The 18,157-nt window shown below is 74.7% G+C and carries 16 protein-coding genes; 10 read left to right on the top strand and 6 right to left on the bottom strand.

Going from position 1 to position 18,157, the window contains the following annotated elements:
* Window positions 1–53: 53 nt before the first annotated feature.
* Complete coding sequence (locus tag O2W16_RS03315) at window positions 54–440, top strand: DUF2267 domain-containing protein (protein ID WP_269157364.1); 387 nt, start codon at window positions 54–56, stop codon at window positions 438–440.
* A 39-nt stretch (window positions 441–479) separates the two neighbouring features.
* On the opposite strand, the gene O2W16_RS03310 is transcribed toward O2W16_RS03315, so the two are convergent.
* Complete coding sequence (locus tag O2W16_RS03310; protein WP_269157363.1) at window positions 480–3,044, bottom strand: EAL domain-containing protein; 2,565 nt, start codon at window positions 3,042–3,044, stop codon at window positions 480–482.
* A 149-nt stretch (window positions 3,045–3,193) separates the two neighbouring features.
* Between O2W16_RS03310 and idi the strand changes: the two genes are divergently transcribed.
* Window positions 3,194–3,793 (top strand): isopentenyl-diphosphate Delta-isomerase, encoded by a 600-nt coding sequence (gene idi / locus O2W16_RS03305; RefSeq protein ID WP_269157362.1) that lies wholly within the window; start codon window positions 3,194–3,196, stop codon window positions 3,791–3,793.
* Window positions 3,794–3,855: 62 nt separating this feature from the next.
* On the opposite strand, the gene O2W16_RS03300 is transcribed toward idi, so the two are convergent.
* Complete coding sequence (locus O2W16_RS03300) at window positions 3,856–4,890, bottom strand: ATP-binding protein (protein WP_269157361.1); 1,035 nt, start codon at window positions 4,888–4,890, stop codon at window positions 3,856–3,858.
* 356 nt (window positions 4,891–5,246) lie between these two features.
* On the opposite strand from O2W16_RS03300, the gene O2W16_RS03295 reads away from it, so the two are divergent.
* The 5 genes from O2W16_RS03295 to O2W16_RS03275 all read left to right on the top strand — a co-directional run bounded on the left by O2W16_RS03295 (window position 5,247) and on the right by O2W16_RS03275 (window position 9,768).
* Entirely contained in the window at window positions 5,247–6,062 is an 816-nt protein-coding gene (locus O2W16_RS03295) for a methylenetetrahydrofolate reductase (protein ID WP_269157360.1), read from the top strand.
* Entirely contained in the window at window positions 6,059–6,823 is a 765-nt protein-coding gene (locus O2W16_RS03290; RefSeq protein WP_269157359.1) for a class I SAM-dependent methyltransferase, read from the top strand. The genes O2W16_RS03295 and O2W16_RS03290 overlap by 4 nt, the downstream gene beginning before the upstream one ends.
* A gap of 44 nt (window positions 6,824–6,867) precedes the next feature.
* Window positions 6,868–7,917 carry an FAD-dependent oxidoreductase gene (locus tag O2W16_RS03285; RefSeq protein WP_269157358.1) on the top strand — a complete coding sequence of 350 codons (1,050 nt, stop codon included), beginning with the start codon at window positions 6,868–6,870 and terminating at the stop codon, window positions 7,915–7,917.
* Window positions 7,918–8,098: 181 nt separating this feature from the next.
* A complete protein-coding gene (locus tag O2W16_RS03280; protein WP_269157357.1) occupies window positions 8,099–9,130 on the top strand; it encodes an ice-binding family protein in 1,032 nt (343 codons plus the stop codon).
* Complete coding sequence (locus O2W16_RS03275; RefSeq protein WP_269157356.1) at window positions 9,127–9,768, top strand: class F sortase; 642 nt, start codon at window positions 9,127–9,129, stop codon at window positions 9,766–9,768. Before O2W16_RS03280 ends, O2W16_RS03275 begins: the two co-directional genes overlap by 4 nt.
* 36 nt (window positions 9,769–9,804) lie before the next feature.
* Here O2W16_RS03275 and O2W16_RS03270 read toward each other — a convergent pair whose 3' ends face one another.
* The 3 genes from O2W16_RS03270 to O2W16_RS03260 are packed head-to-tail and all read right to left on the bottom strand — an operon-like array spanning window position 9,805 to window position 13,555.
* Entirely contained in the window at window positions 9,805–12,192 is a 2,388-nt protein-coding gene (locus tag O2W16_RS03270) for a SpoIIE family protein phosphatase (protein WP_269157355.1), read from the bottom strand.
* Window positions 12,189–12,317 carry a hypothetical protein gene (locus tag O2W16_RS03265; RefSeq protein ID WP_269157354.1) on the bottom strand — a complete coding sequence of 43 codons (129 nt, stop codon included), beginning with the start codon at window positions 12,315–12,317 and terminating at the stop codon, window positions 12,189–12,191. Before O2W16_RS03265 ends, O2W16_RS03270 begins: the two co-directional genes overlap by 4 nt.
* A 41-nt stretch (window positions 12,318–12,358) precedes the next feature.
* Window positions 12,359–13,555 (bottom strand): PucR family transcriptional regulator, encoded by a 1,197-nt coding sequence (locus O2W16_RS03260; protein ID WP_269157353.1) that lies wholly within the window; start codon window positions 13,553–13,555, stop codon window positions 12,359–12,361.
* A 147-nt stretch (window positions 13,556–13,702) separates the two neighbouring features.
* Here O2W16_RS03260 and O2W16_RS03255 point away from each other — a divergent pair, with 147 nt between their 5' ends.
* Both O2W16_RS03255 and pruA read left to right on the top strand, forming a co-directional pair.
* The gene (locus O2W16_RS03255; RefSeq protein ID WP_269157352.1) at window positions 13,703–14,635 is read left to right on the top strand and encodes a proline dehydrogenase family protein; all 933 of its coding nucleotides are present in this window, start codon (window positions 13,703–13,705) and stop codon (window positions 14,633–14,635) included.
* A 55-nt stretch (window positions 14,636–14,690) separates the two neighbouring features.
* Window positions 14,691–16,316 (top strand): L-glutamate gamma-semialdehyde dehydrogenase, encoded by a 1,626-nt coding sequence (gene pruA, locus O2W16_RS03250; RefSeq protein WP_269157351.1) that lies wholly within the window; start codon window positions 14,691–14,693, stop codon window positions 16,314–16,316.
* A 55-nt stretch (window positions 16,317–16,371) separates the two neighbouring features.
* Here the strand turns inward: pruA and O2W16_RS03245 are convergent, their stop codons facing one another.
* Entirely contained in the window at window positions 16,372–16,920 is a 549-nt protein-coding gene (locus tag O2W16_RS03245; RefSeq protein WP_269157350.1) for a gluconokinase, read from the bottom strand.
* Between the two features lie 103 nt (window positions 16,921–17,023).
* Between O2W16_RS03245 and O2W16_RS03240 the strand changes: the two genes are divergently transcribed.
* The gene (locus tag O2W16_RS03240; RefSeq protein ID WP_269157349.1) at window positions 17,024–18,154 is read left to right on the top strand and encodes an MFS transporter; all 1,131 of its coding nucleotides are present in this window, start codon (window positions 17,024–17,026) and stop codon (window positions 18,152–18,154) included.
* The last annotated feature ends 3 nt before the right edge of the window (window positions 18,155–18,157 follow it).

Raw genomic sequence — 18,157 nt, 5'->3', positions numbered from 1 at the left:
CGGCGCCCGCGGACCTCGCGGGCGCATCATCCGAGGAACGAGGAGGAACGACCATGCAGGAACACGAGTTCGTCTCCGCCGTGCAGCAGTCCGCCGGCATCCCCGACCACGAGCACGCCCAGCAGGCGGTCCGGGCCACCCTCATGGTGCTGGGCCAGCGGCTCTCCACCGAGGCGGCTGACCTGGCGGCGCAGCTGCCGGGGGAGCTGGCCGGCGCCGTCCCGACCGACGGGTCGGTCGAACGCTTCGACCTGGCGGAGTTCTACCGCCGGGTGGCCGAGGCCGAAGGGCGGGGCTGCACGCCCGAGCAGGCGCGTCAGCACGCGCGCGCGGTCACGGCGGCCCTCCGGGAGGCGGTGGGAGCCGAGTACCTGCACGTGCTGGACCAGCTGCCCGCCGACTACGGCGACCTGATGCACACCGAGAACGCCCAGCACTGACCGGTGAGCCCGCCGGCCGCCGAGCTCACCGCCCCCGGCTCAGACCGCGGGGACGGGGCCCGGCGCCGGCTCGGGCAGGACGTGGGAGAAGACCGACGTCGGCTCCCCGGCCTGGTCCCGGACCACCGAGACGCGCACCAGCACCGGCACCTCGCTGCCGTCGGCGTGCCGGAAGCGGGTGCAGAGCTCGGTGACGCCGATGAACTCGGTGAACAGCGCGTCGACCGCTGCCCGGCCGTCCGCGGGGGTCAGGTCCTGGACGCGGCAGGCGGCGAGAGCCTCGGTCGTCGTGCCCAGCAGCGCCGCGAAGGACTTGTTCACCCGCACCAGCGAGCCGTCCATCCGGGTCAGCGTCATCCCGATCGGGGCGTCGTCGAAGGCGTGCCGGAACATCAGCTCGCTGTCGGCCAGGTCCCGCCGTGCCTCGACGGTCGCGGTGACGTCCCGGGAGACCGACAGCACCTCCCGCACCGTGCCGTCGTCGGCGGTCAGCCGCCGGGTGTCGCTCTCCAGCCAGCGGACGCTGCCGTCCCGGTGCAGGACTCGGTGCACGCCCATGCCGGTGGCGAACCGGGCAGCGAGTTCGGGGTCCGCGCTGACCCGGGCGGCGTCCTCGGGGTGCATGAAGTCGCCCACGGACATGCCCACCATCTCCTGGGGCAGCCAGCCGAGGATCGGCCCGCTGCTGGCCGAGGCGTAGGTGATGACCCGCGCGGGAGTGGTCACCAGGACGAGTTCGTCGTTGCCGCCCAGCGGCAGCACGGCGTCGGTGGCCAGCGGCTCGGCCAGTGCCCGGGAGGTGAGCAGTGCAGCGAGCCGGGGCGAGGCCGGCTCCGGGCGGCCGAACAGCCAGCCCTGCGCCGAGTCGCAGCCCATCGAGACCAGCTGCTGTGCCTGCTCGGCGGTCTCCACGCCCTCGGCGCAGACCCGACGGCCCAGGCTGTGCGCCGCCTCGATGACCAGCCGGACCAGCACGGCGTCCGCGGTGTCGCTGGCGACCCGCTCGATGAAGGACCGGTCGATCTTGACCAGGTGCACCGGCAGGGCGCGCAGCAGCGTCAGCGCGGAGTGCCCGGCGCCGAAGTCGTCCAGCGCCAACCGCACGCCGAGGTCGCGCACCTGGGTGAGCCGCGCCGCGGTGGCGGTGAGGTCGGTGATCGCCGCGGTCTCGGTGATCTCCAGGCACAGTCGGTCCGGTGCCAGCCCGCTGTCGTTCAGTGCCTGCGTGACGTCGTCGATGAAGCCCCGCTGGGCCAGCTGGACCGGGGAGACGTTGACGGCCACGGTCGGGGGCAGCCCGGAGGGGCCGGCCGGCCACCCGGCGGCCTCGCGGCAGGCCGTCTGCAGGACCCACCGCCCGAGGTCGACGACCAGGCCGGTCTGCTCGGCGAGCGGGATGAACTGGTCCGGTGGCACCCGGCCGAGCTCGTCGTCCTCCCAGCGGGCCAGCGCCTCCACCCCGGTCACCCGGCCGGACGGCAGCGTGACGACGGGCTGGTAGTGCAGGGAGAGCGAGCGCGACTCGATCGCCAGCCGCAGCCGCCGCTCCATCCGGTGCCGAGCACGCACTGCGTCGGTTGTCTCGGCGTCCTCCAGCAGCTCCGTACCGAAGTGCGCCACCCGGCCGCGGCCCAGCGACTTCGCCCGGAGCAACGCCAGGTCAGCGCGGTGCAGCAGCTCGTCCGGCGAGTACACCTCCGCCGTGCAGCCGGCCACCCCGACGCTCGCACCGAGGCTGACCAGCTGCTCGGCGTCCCGGTCGGCGTTCCGCGGGGAGACGACGAAGGGCGCCGCCGCGGTCAGCACGATCCGCTCCGCGAGCGCGGTGCTCTGCGCGGTGGTCAGCGGCGGCGTCAGCAGCGCGAACTCATCGCCGTTGAGCCGGACCACCAGGTCCTCGCTGCGGGCGACGGTGCGCAGCCGCTGCGCGAACTCGGTCAGCACGTCGTCCCCGGCCGCGTGGCCGAGGTGGTCGTTGATGTCCTTGAACCGGTCCAGGTCGATGACGAACAGCACGGCCGAGGACCCGGGGCAGACCGCCTGCCGCAGCCGCTCCAGCAGGAACAGCCGGTTCGGCAGCCCGGTGAGCGGGTCGTGCAGGGCCTGGTAGGCGTACTCCTGGGCGAGCTGCTCGAACACGGCGGTCACCGGTGCGACGCCCAGCCGACCGTCGGGCCAGCAGACGAGCACGCCGTCGAGCAGGTCCTCGCCCGCGGCGCGCCGGTGGATGACGGCGGCGGCCGCGCGGGCGACCGGGCAGTCGGCGGGGTACCGCAGCGTGTCCGGCGGGGCGGCGTCCCGTACCCGGCGCCGTTGCTGCAGCAGCCGGCCGTAGCCCAGCCGGCCGGTCATGGACAGCTCGAACCAGGAACGGCTGACCAGCACCGGTTCGCCGGGCCCGTCGACGACGATCCAGCGGAGGGCGGCATCGCGGCGGAAGAGCGCGTCGACCGAGGACATCGTGGCGCCCTCCGACACCCGGTGGACGGGCTGTGCGAGCTCGCGGAGGGTCCCGCCGGCGTCGACGCGGCCCAGGTCGGCGGAGAGCGCGACCTGGAGGGCCACGTCAGGGACGGCGACGATCGATGCCGTGGTGCTGCTCATCCGTGCTGGTCCTCTCGGGTCGCCTGCCGTGGTGACGCGGCCAGTGTGCAAACGATTGCGCAGCGTGACGATGCCGCCTCACCCGTCCGAGGCGGTCCCGATCGGAACCCGTACGCGCGCAATGCGCGCCCGTCGGGGACGATGGAGACGTGGTGGCATCCCCGGCGGCAGAGCTGATCGTGCTGGTCGACGAGGACGGGGCGGAGATCGGCACCATGCCCAAGCCCCTCGTGCACACCGGCGAGACGCCGTTGCACCGCGCGTTCTCCGCCTACCTCTTCGCCGACGACGGTCGGCTGCTGGTCACCCGGCGTGCGCAGGACAAGGCCACCTTCCCGGGGATGTGGACCAACACCGTCTGCGGGCACCCAGGGCCGGGGGAGGGCGACCTGGAGGCGATCGCCCGGCGTGCCCGCTTCGAGCTCGGGGTCGACGTGACCGACCTGCGTCCGGCGCTGCCCTCCTACCGGTACCGGGCCGAGTTCCGGGGAGTCGTGGAGAACGAGATCTGCCCGGTCTACCTCGGCCGGTTCGCCGGCACACCGGCGCCCGAGCCCACCGAGGTGGGGGAGTGGGAGGTGGTCGACTGGGCCACCTTCCGCGCCCGGCAGGAGACCCAGCAGCACGACGCGTGGTCACCCTGGTGCCGCGAGCAGGCCCGGCTCATCGAGGCCGCCGGCCTCCTGGAGGACCTCGCTGCCCCTCGCCACCCGCGCGCTCGCAGCGGTCCCCTGCAGCGAGGCCGTTAGGCACTGACAGCCAGGCCGTCAGGCACTGACAGCCAGGCCGTCAGGCACTGACAGCCAGACCGCTAGGCGTTGACGACCAGGCGCACGGTGCATCCGTCGCCGGACTCGTCGGCCGGCGTCGCGGTCAGGCTGTCGACCGAACGGCGGGCCAGCCACAGGCCCATCCCGCCGACCGCCATGTCCCCGTGTGCCGGGCCGTAGCCCACCAGTGGGTCGTCGAACGCCGTGCCCCGGTCGGTGACCGCGCACAGCAGTCGTTCCGGGGTGCACCACAGCCGCACGTCGACCGGGGGCACGCCGTGTTCGGCGGCGTTGGCGGTGATCTCGTCGATGGCCAGCACGAAGTCCTGGGCCGCGTCCGGGGACAGGGTGCTGTCGGCCAGCACCCGGTGCAGCGCCTGGCGCAGGACCCGCATGTCGTCGAGGTCGACCATGGCGAGCGTCGGCTCGGTCTCCTCCAGCGGGTCGGGGACCGTGCCCCGCTGCACCTCGCGGAGCAGCTCGTCGGGTGCCCGGAAGTCCGGGCTGCGGACGATGCCGTCCTCGGTCAGCAGCCAGGGGTGGGTGGCCGCGGCGACGGCGTCGACGTCCGGACCGCCCTCGACCGTCGGGCCCAGCAGGCACACGTGGTCGACCGGCCGCTCGGCGAGCACGTGGTTCAGCAGCGCCTCCGTCTGCACCCACACCGCCGGATCGGCCTCCGGGCCCCCGGGCCCGGTCACCAGGTGGAGCCGGCGACCGGCGCCCGGCGCGCGCTGGTCGACCAGCCCCGCGATCGCTGCGAGCACGGCCGGCGGCCGGTCGTCGATCCGCTGGGTCGGGGCGACGTGCACGTCCCCGGCCCCGCGCAGGGCGTCCACCAGGGCGTCCGCCACCTCCTCGGGGCAGGCGACCACCACCGGCTCCCCGGCGGCCAGCGCCTGCCGGAGCACCGGGCCGACCACCCTGGTCAGGTCCTGGCCCGGCCGGAGCACGTGCCCGATGTGCCGGTACCCCTGGTGCTGGATCCCCTGCTGCTCGACCCGCTGCTGCTCGACCCGCTGGTGCTCGACCCGCTGGTGCTGGGACGTCTGGTGCTCCTCGTCGCGCTGCGTCACGGGACCACCTCCTCGTCGTCTTCTCCGACTCACCGCCAGTGCCCGAGGAGCGTGATCGGGACACATCCGTACCTGGCGCGACACCAGCGGCCGTTCGAGGTTTCGGTCGGGGTGCGCCGGGTCAGCGACCAGGAGTGGGTGCAGCGGAGCAGACGAGCACTGCTCAGGAACGGCCGGGCTGCCCCAAGCGGATGGTCTTCGGGCCGTGCGGTGGGGTGCGGGACGAGGGGGCCTGCGAGCTGGCGGCGTACCCGTGCGTCTTCCTCGCGCCGCCGCTGCCGCGCTGGACCGGTCCGACACCGCCAGCACCGCTGCTTCCTCCGGGCGGGTTGCTGGACCGGGCCCGGACCGGGCCCGTGGTCCTCATCGACCTCACGGTGCGCCCGTTCGACCCGGCCTCGGTGCGGGCGGTCGTGGCTGCGCTGGCACCGGTCAGCGACGGCCTGCTGATCGGTGAGCACCAGAACCGGCCCGACCTGCCGCCCACGCTGATGGCGCAGGAGGTGCTGGCCGGCGGCGGCCGGCCCTGGACGACGCTGGCCTGCCGGGACCGCAACCGGGTCGTGCTGGAGCAGGAGCTGGCCGGCCTCGCCGCGGTGGGGGTCGACGGGGTGCTGTGCGTGACCGGCGACGGCCGCGGCCCGGGCGTGCGGCCCGGCGTCAGCTCGGTGTTCGACCTCGACGGGACCCGGCTCGCCGCGCTGGCCGCCGCGGCCGGGCTGACCGCGGCGGTGCCCGAGTCGCCGGACGCGCCGCCGGTGCCGCTGCGCCCGCAGCGGGTGGCCGAGAAGGAACGCGCCGGAGCCCGGCTGTGCGTGCTCAACCACGTGGCCGGCCCGGCCCGGCTCGCCGCCTTCACCGCGGCCGCCCGGGCGGCCGGGGCCACCCTGCCGTTCCTCGCCTCGGTCGCCGTCTACACCGATGAGCGCTCGGCGCGCGTGCTGCAGGCCTTCCCCGGCCTGCACCTCGACGACGCGGCCGTGGAGCGGGTGCTCGCCGCAGCCGACCCGGTGGCCGCCGGCATCGAGGCCGCGGTCCGGGAGGCCCGCACGCTGCTCGCCGTGCCCGGGGTCGTGGGGGTCAACCTGTCCGGGCTGGCATCGGCCGGTGGGCCGGCCGCTGCGGCCGCAGTCAAGGCCGAGGTGGCCACCAGGATCCGGGAGGACGCGTGAGCGAGATCGCCAGCGAGGCGATGGAGTCGGAGTTCGGCACGGTGGCCGGCTGGACCGAGGAGGCCGTGCGGACCCTCGGCCCGGAGCACGCCGTGCCGGCCGGTTGCCGGGGCAGCGGCAGCGAGGGTGCGCTGCGCTGGCTGGCCGATTCGCTGGCCCTCCGTGCCGAGGACCGAGTGCTCGACGCCGGCGCCGGGGTCGGCGGCCCGGCCGGCTGGCTGGCCGCCGACCGCGGCGTGCGGGCGGTCTGCGCCGAGCCGATGGCCGAGGCGGTGCACGCCAGCCGCACGCTGTTCGGGCTGCCCTCGGTGGTGGCGCTGTCGCAGGCGCTGCCGTTCGCCGACGCCTCCTTCGACGCGGCCTGGAGCCTGGGTGTGCTCTGCACCACCGAGGAGAAGCCCCCGATGCTCGCCGAGCTGGCGCGGGTGCTCGCGCCCGGCGGCCGGCTCGGGCTGCTGGTGTTCGTCGCCGAGGCGCCGCTGCCGCCGCCCCTGCCGGAGGGCAACAGCTTCCCGAGCCCGGCGGAGGTCGACGCCCTCCTGGACCGGGCCGGCTTCTCGGTCACCGGCCGCGCCGACGCCGACCTCGCCGACAGTCCCCCCGAGTGGCAACAGCGGGCCGACGCGGTCGACGCCGAGGTGCAGCGCGGGCACGGGGACGACCCGGCGTGGGCGCAGGCGCAGGAGCAGTCCCGCCGGGTGGGCCGGCTGCTGGGCTCGGGCGCACTGCGCCCCCGGCTGCTCACCGCCGTCCGCGCCTGATCACCGCTGGGCACAGGTTCGGGGGTCGTGCTGTTGCAGGGGGCGTGCACAGCGACGTCGTGGTGATCGGAGCCGGTCAGGCCGGGTTGTCGGCGGCGTACGCGCTACAGCGGGCGGGCGCGGACTCCGCCGTCCTCGACGGGGACGCCGGGCCGGGCGGCGCCTGGCAGCACCGCTGGCCCTCGCTGCGGCTGGACGCCGCCCACCGGATCCACCCGCTGCCCGGCCTGGCCCTGCCCGACGCCGACCCGGCGGCACCGGCCAGCCAGGTGGTCGCCGACTACTTCGCCGACTACGCGCGGCGCTTCGACCTGCCCGTGCACCGGCCGGTCGGCGTCCGTTCCGTCCGGCGCACCCCCGAGGGCTTCGCCCTGGACACCAGCGTGGGGGAGTGGACGGCGCGGGGGCTGGTCAACGCCACCGGCACCTGGACCCGGCCGTTCTGGCCGGCCTACCCCGGCCGGGAGCTCTTCGGCGGCCGGCAGCTGCACGCCGCCGAGTACCGCGACGCCGAGGAGTTCCGCGGCCGGCACGTGGTCGTCGTCGGCGGCGGGACGTCCGCGGTGCAGCAGCTGGTCGAGATCAGTGCGGTCACCAGCACCACCTGGGTGACCCGGCACGAGCCGGTCTGGCGCACCGGTGGGTTCGACGAGGACGCCGGCCGGGCCGCGGTGGCGCTGGTCGAGGAACGGGTGCGCGCGGGTCTGCCCCCGGGCAGCGTGGTCGGCGTGACCGGACTGGTCGAGACCCCAGCGGTGCTCGCCGCCCGGGGCCGCGGCGTGCTGGACCGGCTGCCGGTGTTCGACCGGCTCACCGCCGACGGGGTGGTCTGGGACGGCGACCCGGGCCGGTTCGTGCCGGCGGACGTCGTGCTGTGGGCGACCGGGTTCCGGCCGGCGCTGGAGCACCTGGCGCCGCTGCACCTGCGGGCGCCGGGCGGGGGCATCGCGATGGACGGCACCCGCGTGGTCGCCGAACCGCGGCTGCACCTGGTGGGCTACGGGCCCTCGGCGAGCACGATCGGGGCCAACCGAGCCGGCCCGCGCGCCGTGCGAGAACTGCTCCGGACGTTGCGGGACGACGTCGCGGCCTGAACACATCCTGCTGAAGAAGGGCGGCAGGTCCGTCACCCATTGGGACTACAGCGAGTAGTTCAACGATTACGGTTGCGTACTGTCCGGGGCGAGGGCACCTCGAGCATCGGCATCCACGTCGATGACGTCTTCAGCGCACTGCGAGTCCGACGCCCGCGTCGGAGACAGGAGCGCCGACGTGGTGTCGGTTCCCAGCACACTCCCCAGCCCCAGCCGCCGGACACGTCGTGGCCGGCTCCGGTCGCCCGGCGCCCACCGCACCACGCTCTGCGGCGTCGCGGTGGTGGCCGCCTCGGCCCTCGTCCTCAGCACCGCCGGCAGTGCCCAGGCGGCGCCCGCGGCGACCGCCGTGCCGCTGGGCACCGCCGAGCCGTTCGCCGTGCTGTCCGGATCGGCGTTCTCCAACACCGGCCCCACCGTGATCGCCGGGGACATCGGCGCGTCCGACCCCTCGATGGTCGGCACCACCTCGATCACCCTCACCGGCACCAACCACGGCAACGACAGCGTCACCGCCAGCGCGAACGCCGCACTGACCAACGCCCTGGTGTCGGCCGCCGGCCAGGGGCCCGGGGACCCCATCACGGCCGACCTGGCCGGACAGACGCTCACCCCGGGCATCTACACCTCGCCGTCGGCGCTCAGCATCGCCGGCCCCACCCCGCTGGTCCTGGACGGTCAGAACGACCCCAACGCGGTCTTCCTCTTCCAGGCGGGTTCCACGCTCATCACCCAGCCGGGCACATCGGTCAGCCTGATCAACGGGGCGACCGCGTGCAACGTGTTCTGGCAGGTCGGCAGCTCGACCACGCTGGGCGTGAACTCGTTCTTCAGCGGCGTCGTGCTGACGCTGACGGACACCACGCTGAACACCGGCGCGACGCTGGAGGGATCGGTGCTCTCCAGCGGCTCGGTGACCCTGGACAGCAACACGATCATCCGGCCGGCCTGCGCGACACCGCCCACGACGCCCCCGGTGACGGCACCGCCCACGACGGCACCGCCGACCACGACGGCACCGCCGACCACGGCAGCCCCGACGACGACGGCGTCCCCGACCGCGGCCGCAGGCACGACCGGCTCCGGGGACGAGGCGGACACCGGCGACGAGGACGAGTCGACCTACGGCCAGGTCGGTCGCGTCCCGGTCGGCTCGGTCGACACCGGTGACGGCAGCACCGCAGACGTCCCCCCGGCGCGGCCGACCCGGTGACGGCTCCCGGACGGCGCCGACCGCGCCGCTCCTGGCCGACCCGGGCACTGCTCGCCGTCGTCCTGACCGTCCTGGCGGTCACCACCAGCGGCTGTGCCGACCCCGCGCCGGCTGCCGCGCCGGCACCGACGAGCACCGCCGCGCCGGACACCGCCGCGCCGGCCGCCGTCCTGCCCGCCGTGCTGGCCGCGTCCCGGCCGGTGCGGGTGCAGATCCCGGCCATCGGCGTCGACTCCGACCTGATGGACCTCGGCCTGCAGCCCGACGGCACGCTCGAGGTGCCGCCGTCCGGCTTCCCGGCCGGCTGGTTCACCGACGCGCCCACCCCGGGTGAGCGCGGGCCGGCCGTCATCGCCGGGCACGTCGACTGGGCGGGCTCCCCGGGGGTCTTCGCCGAGCTGGGCGACATGGTGGTCGGTGACGAGATCGCCGTGCAGCGGGAGGACGGCAGCACCGCGCTGTTCCGGGTCACCGAGGTCGGGCAGTACCCGAAGGACGCGTTCCCGACCGCTGCCGTCTACGCGGACCTGGACCACGCAGGGCTGCGCCTCATCACCTGCAGCGGCGAGTTCGACCCCGCCGCGCACAGCTACCTGGACAACACCGTCGTCTTCGCCGACCTGGTGCTGCCGGCCTGACCCCGGAGTCCACCGACGCCTGGCGCCGGTCCGGGGTCAGGCGGGGCGGTCCTGCGCCTTCAGCCGCACGGTGACCAGCGCGACGTCGTCCTCCGCGCGATCGGGCAGCATCCGGGCCAGCAGCTGGTCGGCCAGCTCGTCGACCGGCTCCTGCCAGACCCGGCCGAACTCCTCCCGCAGCCGTTCCACCCCGGTGTCGAAGAGCTGGTCGCGGCGCTCGACCAGCCCGTCGGTGTAGAGCAGCACGGTCGAGCCGCGGGGGATGGTCAGCACGTGGTCGCGGCGCGCAGCCGTGGGGTCGACGCCCAGCAGCATGTCGGCACGTGCGCCGTCGAGGACCTCGACCTGCCCGTCCGGGCCGGCGACCACCGGCGGCAGGTGACCGGCGTTGGCCCAGCGCAGCCGGGTGACCCCGCGCCCGAGCTCCTCCTCCGTCTGCTCCAGGCGGGCGACGAGCACCGACGCCATCGTCTTCAGCTCGAGACCGGACATGGCCCGGTCCAGCCGCTGGAGCACCCCGGCGGGGCTGTCGTCGCTGTCGTAGGTGATGCCGCGCAGGAGCCCCCGCAGCTGGCCCATGCAGGCGGCGGCCTCCGTGTCGTGCCCGACGACGTCCCCGATCACCAGCATCGTGGCGCCGTCGGGCTGCTGGAAGACGTCGTACCAGTCACCGCCGACCTGGGCCTCCCGCGCGGCCGGCACGTAGCGCACCGCGAAGTCCAGGTCGTCGCGCTCCGGTGGTGCCGACAGCAGGCTGCGCTGCAGGGTCAGGGCGGTGCGGGCCACCCGCCGGGAGCGGGCGTACAGCGCCTCCAGCAGGTTGTTGCGCAGCTCGCCGGCCTCGGCCAGCTCCGCCGGGCTCCACGGCTCGGAGCGGTTGCGCACCGTCTCCCGCCACCGGTCGAAGGACTTGCGCGGGGAGAGCCGGATGGAGTCGCCCTCCCGCTCGGCGATCGCCTTGTTGTGCGGATCGCCGCCCCAGTCGACCGAGTGCACCTGCTCGCTGCGGGTCCAGATCACGTACTGCCCCTCGGGCAGCGGCAGCGCCAGCACGCCGCAGGCCAGCTCCGCGGGGACGTCCAACTGGGGTGCGACGAGCGGCAGTCGATCGGTGCTCACGACGTCGTCGGACTGCTGCGCGGCCCAGCGGGCCACCGCGCCGGCCACCTCCGGGGGAAGGGGGACACCGGCGCCGCCGGCATGCCCCTGCAGGTTCACCACCACCGAGGAGGCCGGGACGACGTCGAGCAGGCCCGGGCGGCCGAGCACCGTCTCCGACAGCGGCCGGTCCTCGTCCAGCGCCGCGGCGGTCAGCCACGCCATCGTCGACCGGACCCGCAGCGCCCGGCGGTGCTCCTCGTCCTCGGCGCGGTCGACCAGCCGCAGCGACAGCGTGGAGCCGAGGAACTCCGCTGCCGCGCGGGTGGCGTACGGCGGGGCGTGCGGACCGGTGTAGTGGTGACAGGCGATGAGGCCCCAGAGCTTCTCCCCGCGGAGCAGCGAGATCGACATCGAGGACCGGACGCCCATGTTCTGCAGGTACTCGCAGTGGATGGGCGAGACGCTGCGCAGCGTGGAGTAGGTGAGGTCCAGTGGTCGGCCGGTCGCAGGGAGGTCGACCGGCTCCAGCGGCGACGGCGTGTAGTCGACGTCGGAGATCAGCCGGATCCAGTTCTTCTCGTACAGCGCCCGGGCCTGGGCGGGGACGTCCGAGGCCGGGTAGTGCAACCCGAGGAAGGAGTTCAGCTCGGGCAGCTTCGCCTCCGCGACGACCTCGCCGTTGTAGTCGGCGTCGTAGCGGTAGACCATCACCCGGTCGAACCCGGTGAGCGCCCGGACCGCCTCGGCGGTGATGTCGTAGAGCGCCTGCAGCGAGCCGGCCCGGTTGAGGTCGGCGATCGTCCCGCGCACCGCCTGGTAGGTGTTCGGGAAGGAGAACGGCCGCGGCCCGTAGGCGGGCTCGAGCTCGACGATCAGCGTGCTGGCCGAGGGGGTCACGACCTGGCCGCTGACCGACGAGGCGGCCGTGGCGGTCGGCAGCGTGCTGCCGTCGGGGGCGTGGTTGGCCCGGTGCAGGATCGCGTCGACCGGGCAGGGCGTGCCGTCGCAGTCCAGGACCAGCTCGACCGGGTTGCGTTCGCGCAGGTCGCCGAAGGCGCTGGCCGACCGGGCGATCGCCCCGGCCGGGCCCACTCCGACCACGTCGGCGAGCGGACGGCCCAGGGCGTCGGACCAGGTCATGCCGACGACGTCGGCCAGGTTGCGGGACACCTGGCGGACCACCAGGTCCGGTTCGCTGACCGCCAGCAGCACGCCCCGCGGCTGGATGCTGCCGGGGACGTGGATCGGCTCGCGCTCGCAGTTGCTCAGGTCGACCGGTTCGCCGGGCGCCAGCCAGGGGCCCGCCTGCAGTTGGTCCGTCACGCAGTGGCCCCGTTCATCGCCGGAGTGGAGGCCCGCCGCTGTTCGACGGGGTGGTGACCGGCCGTCCCGGAGGACGGGAGACGGAACCCGTCGGCGTTCTCGGCCACCCGGTCCTCGTCGGTCATGGCGTCGCTCCCGGCCCGGGCGGACGCTCGTCGTGCAGAGTTCATGAGTCAGCCGAGCTTAGGTCACCGGTGCGGCCGGGGGGTTCCGGAACCGGGTTCGACGACGTGAGCCGTGCCGCACGGACGCCCAGGTGCAGCAGCAGCCGGTCGGCGCCGTCGGCGAGGTCCAGTCCGGTGAGCTCGGAGATCCGGCCGAGCCGGTAGTAGAGCGTCTGGCGGTGGATGCACAGCTGTGCCGCCGCCCGCTGCGGGCTGCCGGCGCAGTCCAGCCACGCCTCGGCGGTGCCGGTGAGCACCGGGTCGGCGAGCAGCCGCGCCAGCGAGGGGTCCGGCCCGGGTAGCGCGGCCACCTGCCGCCACGGGCCGAGCTCGGACCAGGACGCCGCCGGGGCCAGCCGGGGGTCGACGGCGGCGACCCGGGCCGCGGTCCGCGCCTCGTGCCACTGGTCGGGGAGCTCCAAGCAGCCGCGCCGGGGAGCAGCGACGCCGGCGGTGCTGCCCGCCGGGAGACGGGCGAGGGCCGCGGCGCTCAGCGCCCCGGCCGGACGGGTGTCGCCGTCCCCGGACAGGGGCAGCAGCACCGCGACCGTGACGGCGTCGGTGCGCGCGGGGAGCACGGCGGTGACCGCGCCGGCCCCGGGCGGCGTCCAGCCGGTGGGCAGGCTGCCGGCGGCCGGGCGCAGGGCCACCAGCGTCACCGTCGTCCGGTCGCCCCCCAGGGCGTCGGTCAGCTCCCGCACCGCCCGGCCGGGTGCCGCACCGGTGAGCACGGCACGCAGCGCGGCGGACAGGTCGGCGGTGCCGGGCCGGCCCTCCGCGAGCAGCCGGCCCGCCTCGGCGGCCAGCGTGACCGCCTCGGCCAGGCCGGGGGCAGCCGGGTCGCCGACGTCGGTGCGGCCCCCGTCGAGCAGCCAGAGGTAGCCCTGCAGCCGCCCGCTGGCTCGCACCGGCAGGCACAGCCGGGTGAGGATGCCGGCCGCCGGGTCGGCCGGCACCCGCAGCGGGTCGGTGGCGTCGGCGATGCCGAACTCCTCGAACCGGCGGCGCACCTCCGGCGTCGAGCCCCGGCCCAGGATGGAGCGCGCCCGGACGGCGTCCATCGTGCTGCCGGCGTCCCCGCCCTCCAGCTCGCCGTGGGCGCAGGCCGCGAGCATCGTGAAGTCGCGGTCCTCCAGCGTCGCCGGGGCGGCGAGCAGCCGGGAGACCTCGTCCACCAGGTCCTGCAGGTCGTCACGCACCGGGAGTTCCTCTCGCCGTCTCAGACGATCGTACGAGGGTGTCCCGGCGAGTCCGGACATCTGTCGATGGTGCGCGGCCGGTCGTCGTCCCTAGCGTTCGGAGCACCGCACCACCCACGCTGAACACCGCCCCGTCGGAGGCGCCCCGTGCTCACCCAGAAGGCGCTCCTCGCCGCCGCCCGCCGCCCGGGTCTGCGCAAGGTGGTCACCGGCACGCCCGTCACCCGCCGGGTGGTCGAGCGCTTCGTCGCCGGGGAGACCCTGCCCGAGGCGATCGAGGTCGTGCAGGCGCTGGCCGCGGACGGCCTCGCGGTCACCCTCGACCACCTCGGCGAGGACGTGACCGACCGCAGCGAGGCCCGGCGCAGCCGGGACGCCTACCTGGCCGCGCTCGAGGCGCTGGCGCCGCTGGACCTGGGCCGGGCCGCCGAGGTCTCGGTGAAGCTGTCCGCGTTCGGCCAGGCGCTCCCCGTCGGCGGTGACGACCTCGCGCTGGAGCTGGTGCGCCCGGTGGTGGAGCTGGCGACCTCGCTGGGCACCACCGTCACCCTGGACATGGAGGAGTCGCACACCGTCGACTCCACCCTCGGCGTGCTGGCCGAGCTGCGCCGCGACCACCCGGGCACCGGTGCGGTGCTCCAGGCGATGCTGCGCCGCACCGAGGACGACGCCCGCGCCCTCGCCCTCCCCGGGTCGCGGGTGCGGCTGGTCAAGGGCGCCTACCACGAGCCCCCGTCGGCCGCCCACCAGGACAAGGCCGCCGTCGACGCCGCCTACGGCCGCTGCCTGGAGACGCTGGTCCGCGGGCCCGGGTACCCGATGGCCGGCACGCACGACCCGCGGTTCGTCCAGCAGCTGCTGGACCTGGTCGCCGAGACCGGCCGCAGCACCGACAGCTACGAGTTCCAGCTGCTCTACGGGATCCGCCCCGACGAGCAGACCCGGTTGGCCGCCGACGGGCACACCGTCCGGGCCTACGTGCCCTACGGCGCCGACTGGTACGGCTACTTCATGCGCCGGTTGGCCGAGCGCCCGGCCAACCTCCAGTTCTTCCTCCGCTCCCTCGCCACCAAGTCCTGAACCGCTTCCACCAAAATGGCCATTTTGGTGCCACCCGTCTCCTGAGGAGCACCCCATGGACGCCGTCACCCAGGTCCCTGCGCCGCACAACGAGCCGGTGCGGGACTACGCCCCCGGCTCACCCGAGCGGGCCGAGCTGCAGCAGCGGCTCACCGAACTCGCTGCCGGACCCGTCGAGCTGACCGCCACCGTCGGCGGGACCCAGCGGATGGCCGGGGGAGCTGCGTTCGACGTCGTCGCCCCGCACCGGCACGCCCAGGTGCTCGGCACCTCGGCCGCCGCCACCGCCGCCGACGCCCAGGAGGCGGTGCGCTGTGCCAAGGACGCCGCACCCGGCTGGTCGGAGCTGTCCTTCGACGACCGGGCCGCGGTCTTCCTCCGGGCCGCCGACCTGCTGGCCGGGCCGTGGCGGCAGACGCTCAACGCCGCGACGATGCTCGGGCAGAGCAAGACCGCCTACCAGGCCGAGATCGACTCCGCCTGCGAGCTGATCGACTTCTGGCGCTACAACGTGCACTTCGCCCGGGAGATCCTCGCCGAGCAGCCGGTGTCCGGTCCCGGGGTGTGGAACCGCGTCGACCACCGTCCGCTGGAGGGCTTCGTCTACGCGGTCACCCCGTTCAACTTCACCGCCATCGCCGGCAACCTGCCCACTGCGCCGGCCCTGATGGGCAACACGGTCATCTGGAAGCCCGCCCCCACCCAGCAGTTCGCCGCGCACTTCCTCATGCGGCTGCTCGAGGCCGCCGGCCTGCCGCCGGGCGTGATCAACATGCTGCCGGGCGACGGGGTCGCCGTCTCCGACGTCGTGCTCGCCGACCGCGACCTGGCCGGCATCCACTTCACCGGCTCGACCCCGGTGTTCCAGCACCTGTGGCGCACCGTGGGGGAGAACATCGCCGGCTACCGCGGCTACCCGCGGCTGGTGGGGGAGACCGGCGGCAAGGACTTCATCGTCGCGCACCCCTCCGCCGACCCCGACGTGCTGCGCACCGCGATGATCCGCGGCTCCTTCGAGTACCAGGGGCAGAAGTGCTCGGCGGCCTCGCGGGCCTACGTGCCGCGCAGCCTCTGGGGCCAGATCCGCGACGACCTGATCGGCACCGTCGAGGAGCTCCCGATGGGCGACGTCACCGACTTCTCGAACTTCATGGGCGCGGTCATCGACCGCAAGTCCTTCACCAAGCTGTCGAGGGTGCTCGAGTCGGCGAAGGACGACGACGCGCTCACCGTGGTCGCCGGCGGCACCGCCGACGACAGCGAGGGCTTCTTCGTCCGGCCCACGGTCATCGAGGGCACCGACCCCGGGCACGAGGTGTTCACCACCGAGTACTTCGGCCCGGTGCTGGCGGTGCACGTGTACGACGACGCCGACTACGACCGGGTGCTGACCCAGATGGAGTCCGCAGCGCCCTACGCGCTCACCGGCGCCGTCATCGCCCAGGACCGGACGGCGATCGACCACGCGCGCCGGTTCCTCCGGCACGCTGCCGGCAACTTCTACGTCAACGACAAGCCCACCGGCGCCGTCGTCGGCCAGCAGCCCTTCGGCGGCGGCCGCGGCTCGGGCACCAACGACAAGGCGGGGGCGAAGCAGAACCTGCAGCGCTGGACGAGCACCCGCGCGCTCAAGGAGACGTTCGTCCCCGCGACCGACCACCGCTACCCGCACATGTCGTAGTCGACCGTGGGTCATCGGCGAGGGGCGGCCGGCCACTCGCCGATGACCGCGGTGCTCAGTCGGGGAGCTGGATCCCCCGCTCGTCGCACAGCTCGGCGAGCAGGTCACCGACCGTCTCCTCCACCGAGCCCTCGCCGGGGACGACCGCACCCGGCTCGTCCTCGGCCAGCGGCTCCAGGGTGTCCAGCTGGCTGCGCAACAGGGACGGCGGCATGTAGTGGCCCTGGCGCTTGGCCAGCCGCTCGGTGAGGGTCTCCTCCGAGGTGTTCGCGTGCGCGAACCACACCGAGGGGTGCCCGTCGCAGAGCAGGTCCCGGTAGCTGCGCTTGAGCGCCGAGCAGGTGAGGATCAACGACGTCCCCGCAGCCTCGTGCTCGCCGATCAGCTCGGCCATCCGGCGCAGCCAGGGCCAGCGGTCCTCGTCGTCCAGCGGGGTGCCGCCGCGCATCTTCTCCACGTTCTCCGGCGGGTGCAGGTCATCGCCCTCGATGAACTCCCACTGCAGTCGGCGGGCGAGCTCGGTGGCGACCGTCGACTTGCCGGAGCCGGAGACCCCCATGACGACGATCGAGGTGGTCGCCGGGATGCTGGACGTGGTTTCCATGCCCTGACCGTAGGGAGTCCAGGGACGAGTTGGTGAACCGGGGACGGGGGCAGACCGCGTGACGACGACGGAGCGACGGAGTTCGCTGTGGCGACTCCCGGCCGTGCGCTCCCTGTTCGCGCTCAACGCGCTCGGGTTCCTCAGCTACTCGCTGCTGCTGTCGGCGCTGCCGGCACACGCTGCCGCACTGGGTGCAGGGCTCACCGCTGCGGGGGCCGTGACCACGGTGTTCCTGGTGGCCACCGTGCTCGCCCAGATGGTGGTGCCAACGCTGGTCGCCCGGCTGGGCATCGCCCCGGTGCTCGCCGGCGGACTGGTCGCCCTGGGGGCGCCGTCCCCGCTCTACCTGCTGGCCGACGACGTGCGCTGGTTCGCCGTCGTCTCGGTGGTGCGCGGTCTGGGGTTCGCGGTGCTCACCGTGCTCGGCTCCACGATCGCGGCCCAGGCGGTGCCGCCCGAGCGGCGCGGTGAGTCGATCGGCATCTACGGGTTGGCGATCTCGGTGCCGACGCTCGCGGCGGTGCCGGGCGGGACGGCGCTCACCCTGGCCGGGCACTTCCCGTGGGTCGCCGCGATGGCGGCGGCGCCGGTGCTCGCACTGGTGTTCGTGCCGGGGCTGGTGCGCGCCCTCGGCCCGCCGGAGGTGCCCACCCCGGGTGGTTCGCGGGCGGCGGTGTGGGCGGCGGCCGCGCCGTCGCTGATGCTGCTGGTGGTGACCCTGGCCGGCGGCGGGCTGGTGACCTTCCTGCCGATCGAGCTGCCCGACGGCGCCCTGGCGGTGGTGGCGCTGCTGGTGTTCGGGGTGAGCACTGCCCTGTGCCGGTGGGGTGCCGGGCTGCTCGTCGACCGGCTGGGTGCGCGGGTCCTGCTCCCGGCGACGCTGGCCAGCGGGGTCGTCGGGATGCTGCTGGTCGCGCTGGGGCTCCGGGCGGCCGGTGCCGGCGGGGCCGCGGCCGTGCTGACCGGGGCCTTCGCGCTGGGCGTCGCCTACGGCGCGGTGCAGAACCTGACCCTGGTGATCGCTCTTGCCCGGGCCGGCGCCGGGCAGACCACGACGGTCAGCGCCGTGTGGAACGCCTGCTACGACACCGGCACCGCGATCGGTGCGCTGGCGGTCGGGGCGGTGGCCGCCCAGGTCGGCCTGTCGTTGAGCTACGTCTTCGTGGCGGCGCTGCTGGCCCTGGCGCTGCCGCTGGCGGTCACGCTGCCCCGGGCGCTGCGCGCCGCACGCTGAGGT

It is taken from the genome of Modestobacter sp. VKM Ac-2984, from assembly GCF_026967985.1.
Taxonomy (GTDB): Bacteria; Actinomycetota; Actinomycetes; order Mycobacteriales; family Geodermatophilaceae; genus Modestobacter.
This window is presented reverse-complemented; position numbering and strand designations above follow the sequence as displayed.

Bases quoted from the DNA above. Each gene is read 5' to 3' on its own strand.
- O2W16_RS03315 (WP_269157364.1), top strand. From the start codon at position 54: ATGCAGGAACACGAGTTCGTCTCCGCCGTGCAGCAGTCCGCCGGCATC.
- O2W16_RS03310 (WP_269157363.1), bottom strand. From the start codon at position 3,044: ATGAGCAGCACCACGGCATCGATCGTCGCCGTCCCTGACGTGGCCCTC.
- O2W16_RS03265 (WP_269157354.1), bottom strand. From the start codon at position 12,317: ATGACCGACGAGGACCGGGTGGCCGAGAACGCCGACGGGTTCCGTCTC.
- pruA (WP_269157351.1), top strand. From the start codon at position 14,691: ATGGACGCCGTCACCCAGGTCCCTGCGCCGCACAACGAGCCGGTGCGG.
- O2W16_RS03245 (WP_269157350.1), bottom strand. From the start codon at position 16,920: ATGGAAACCACGTCCAGCATCCCGGCGACCACCTCGATCGTCGTCATG.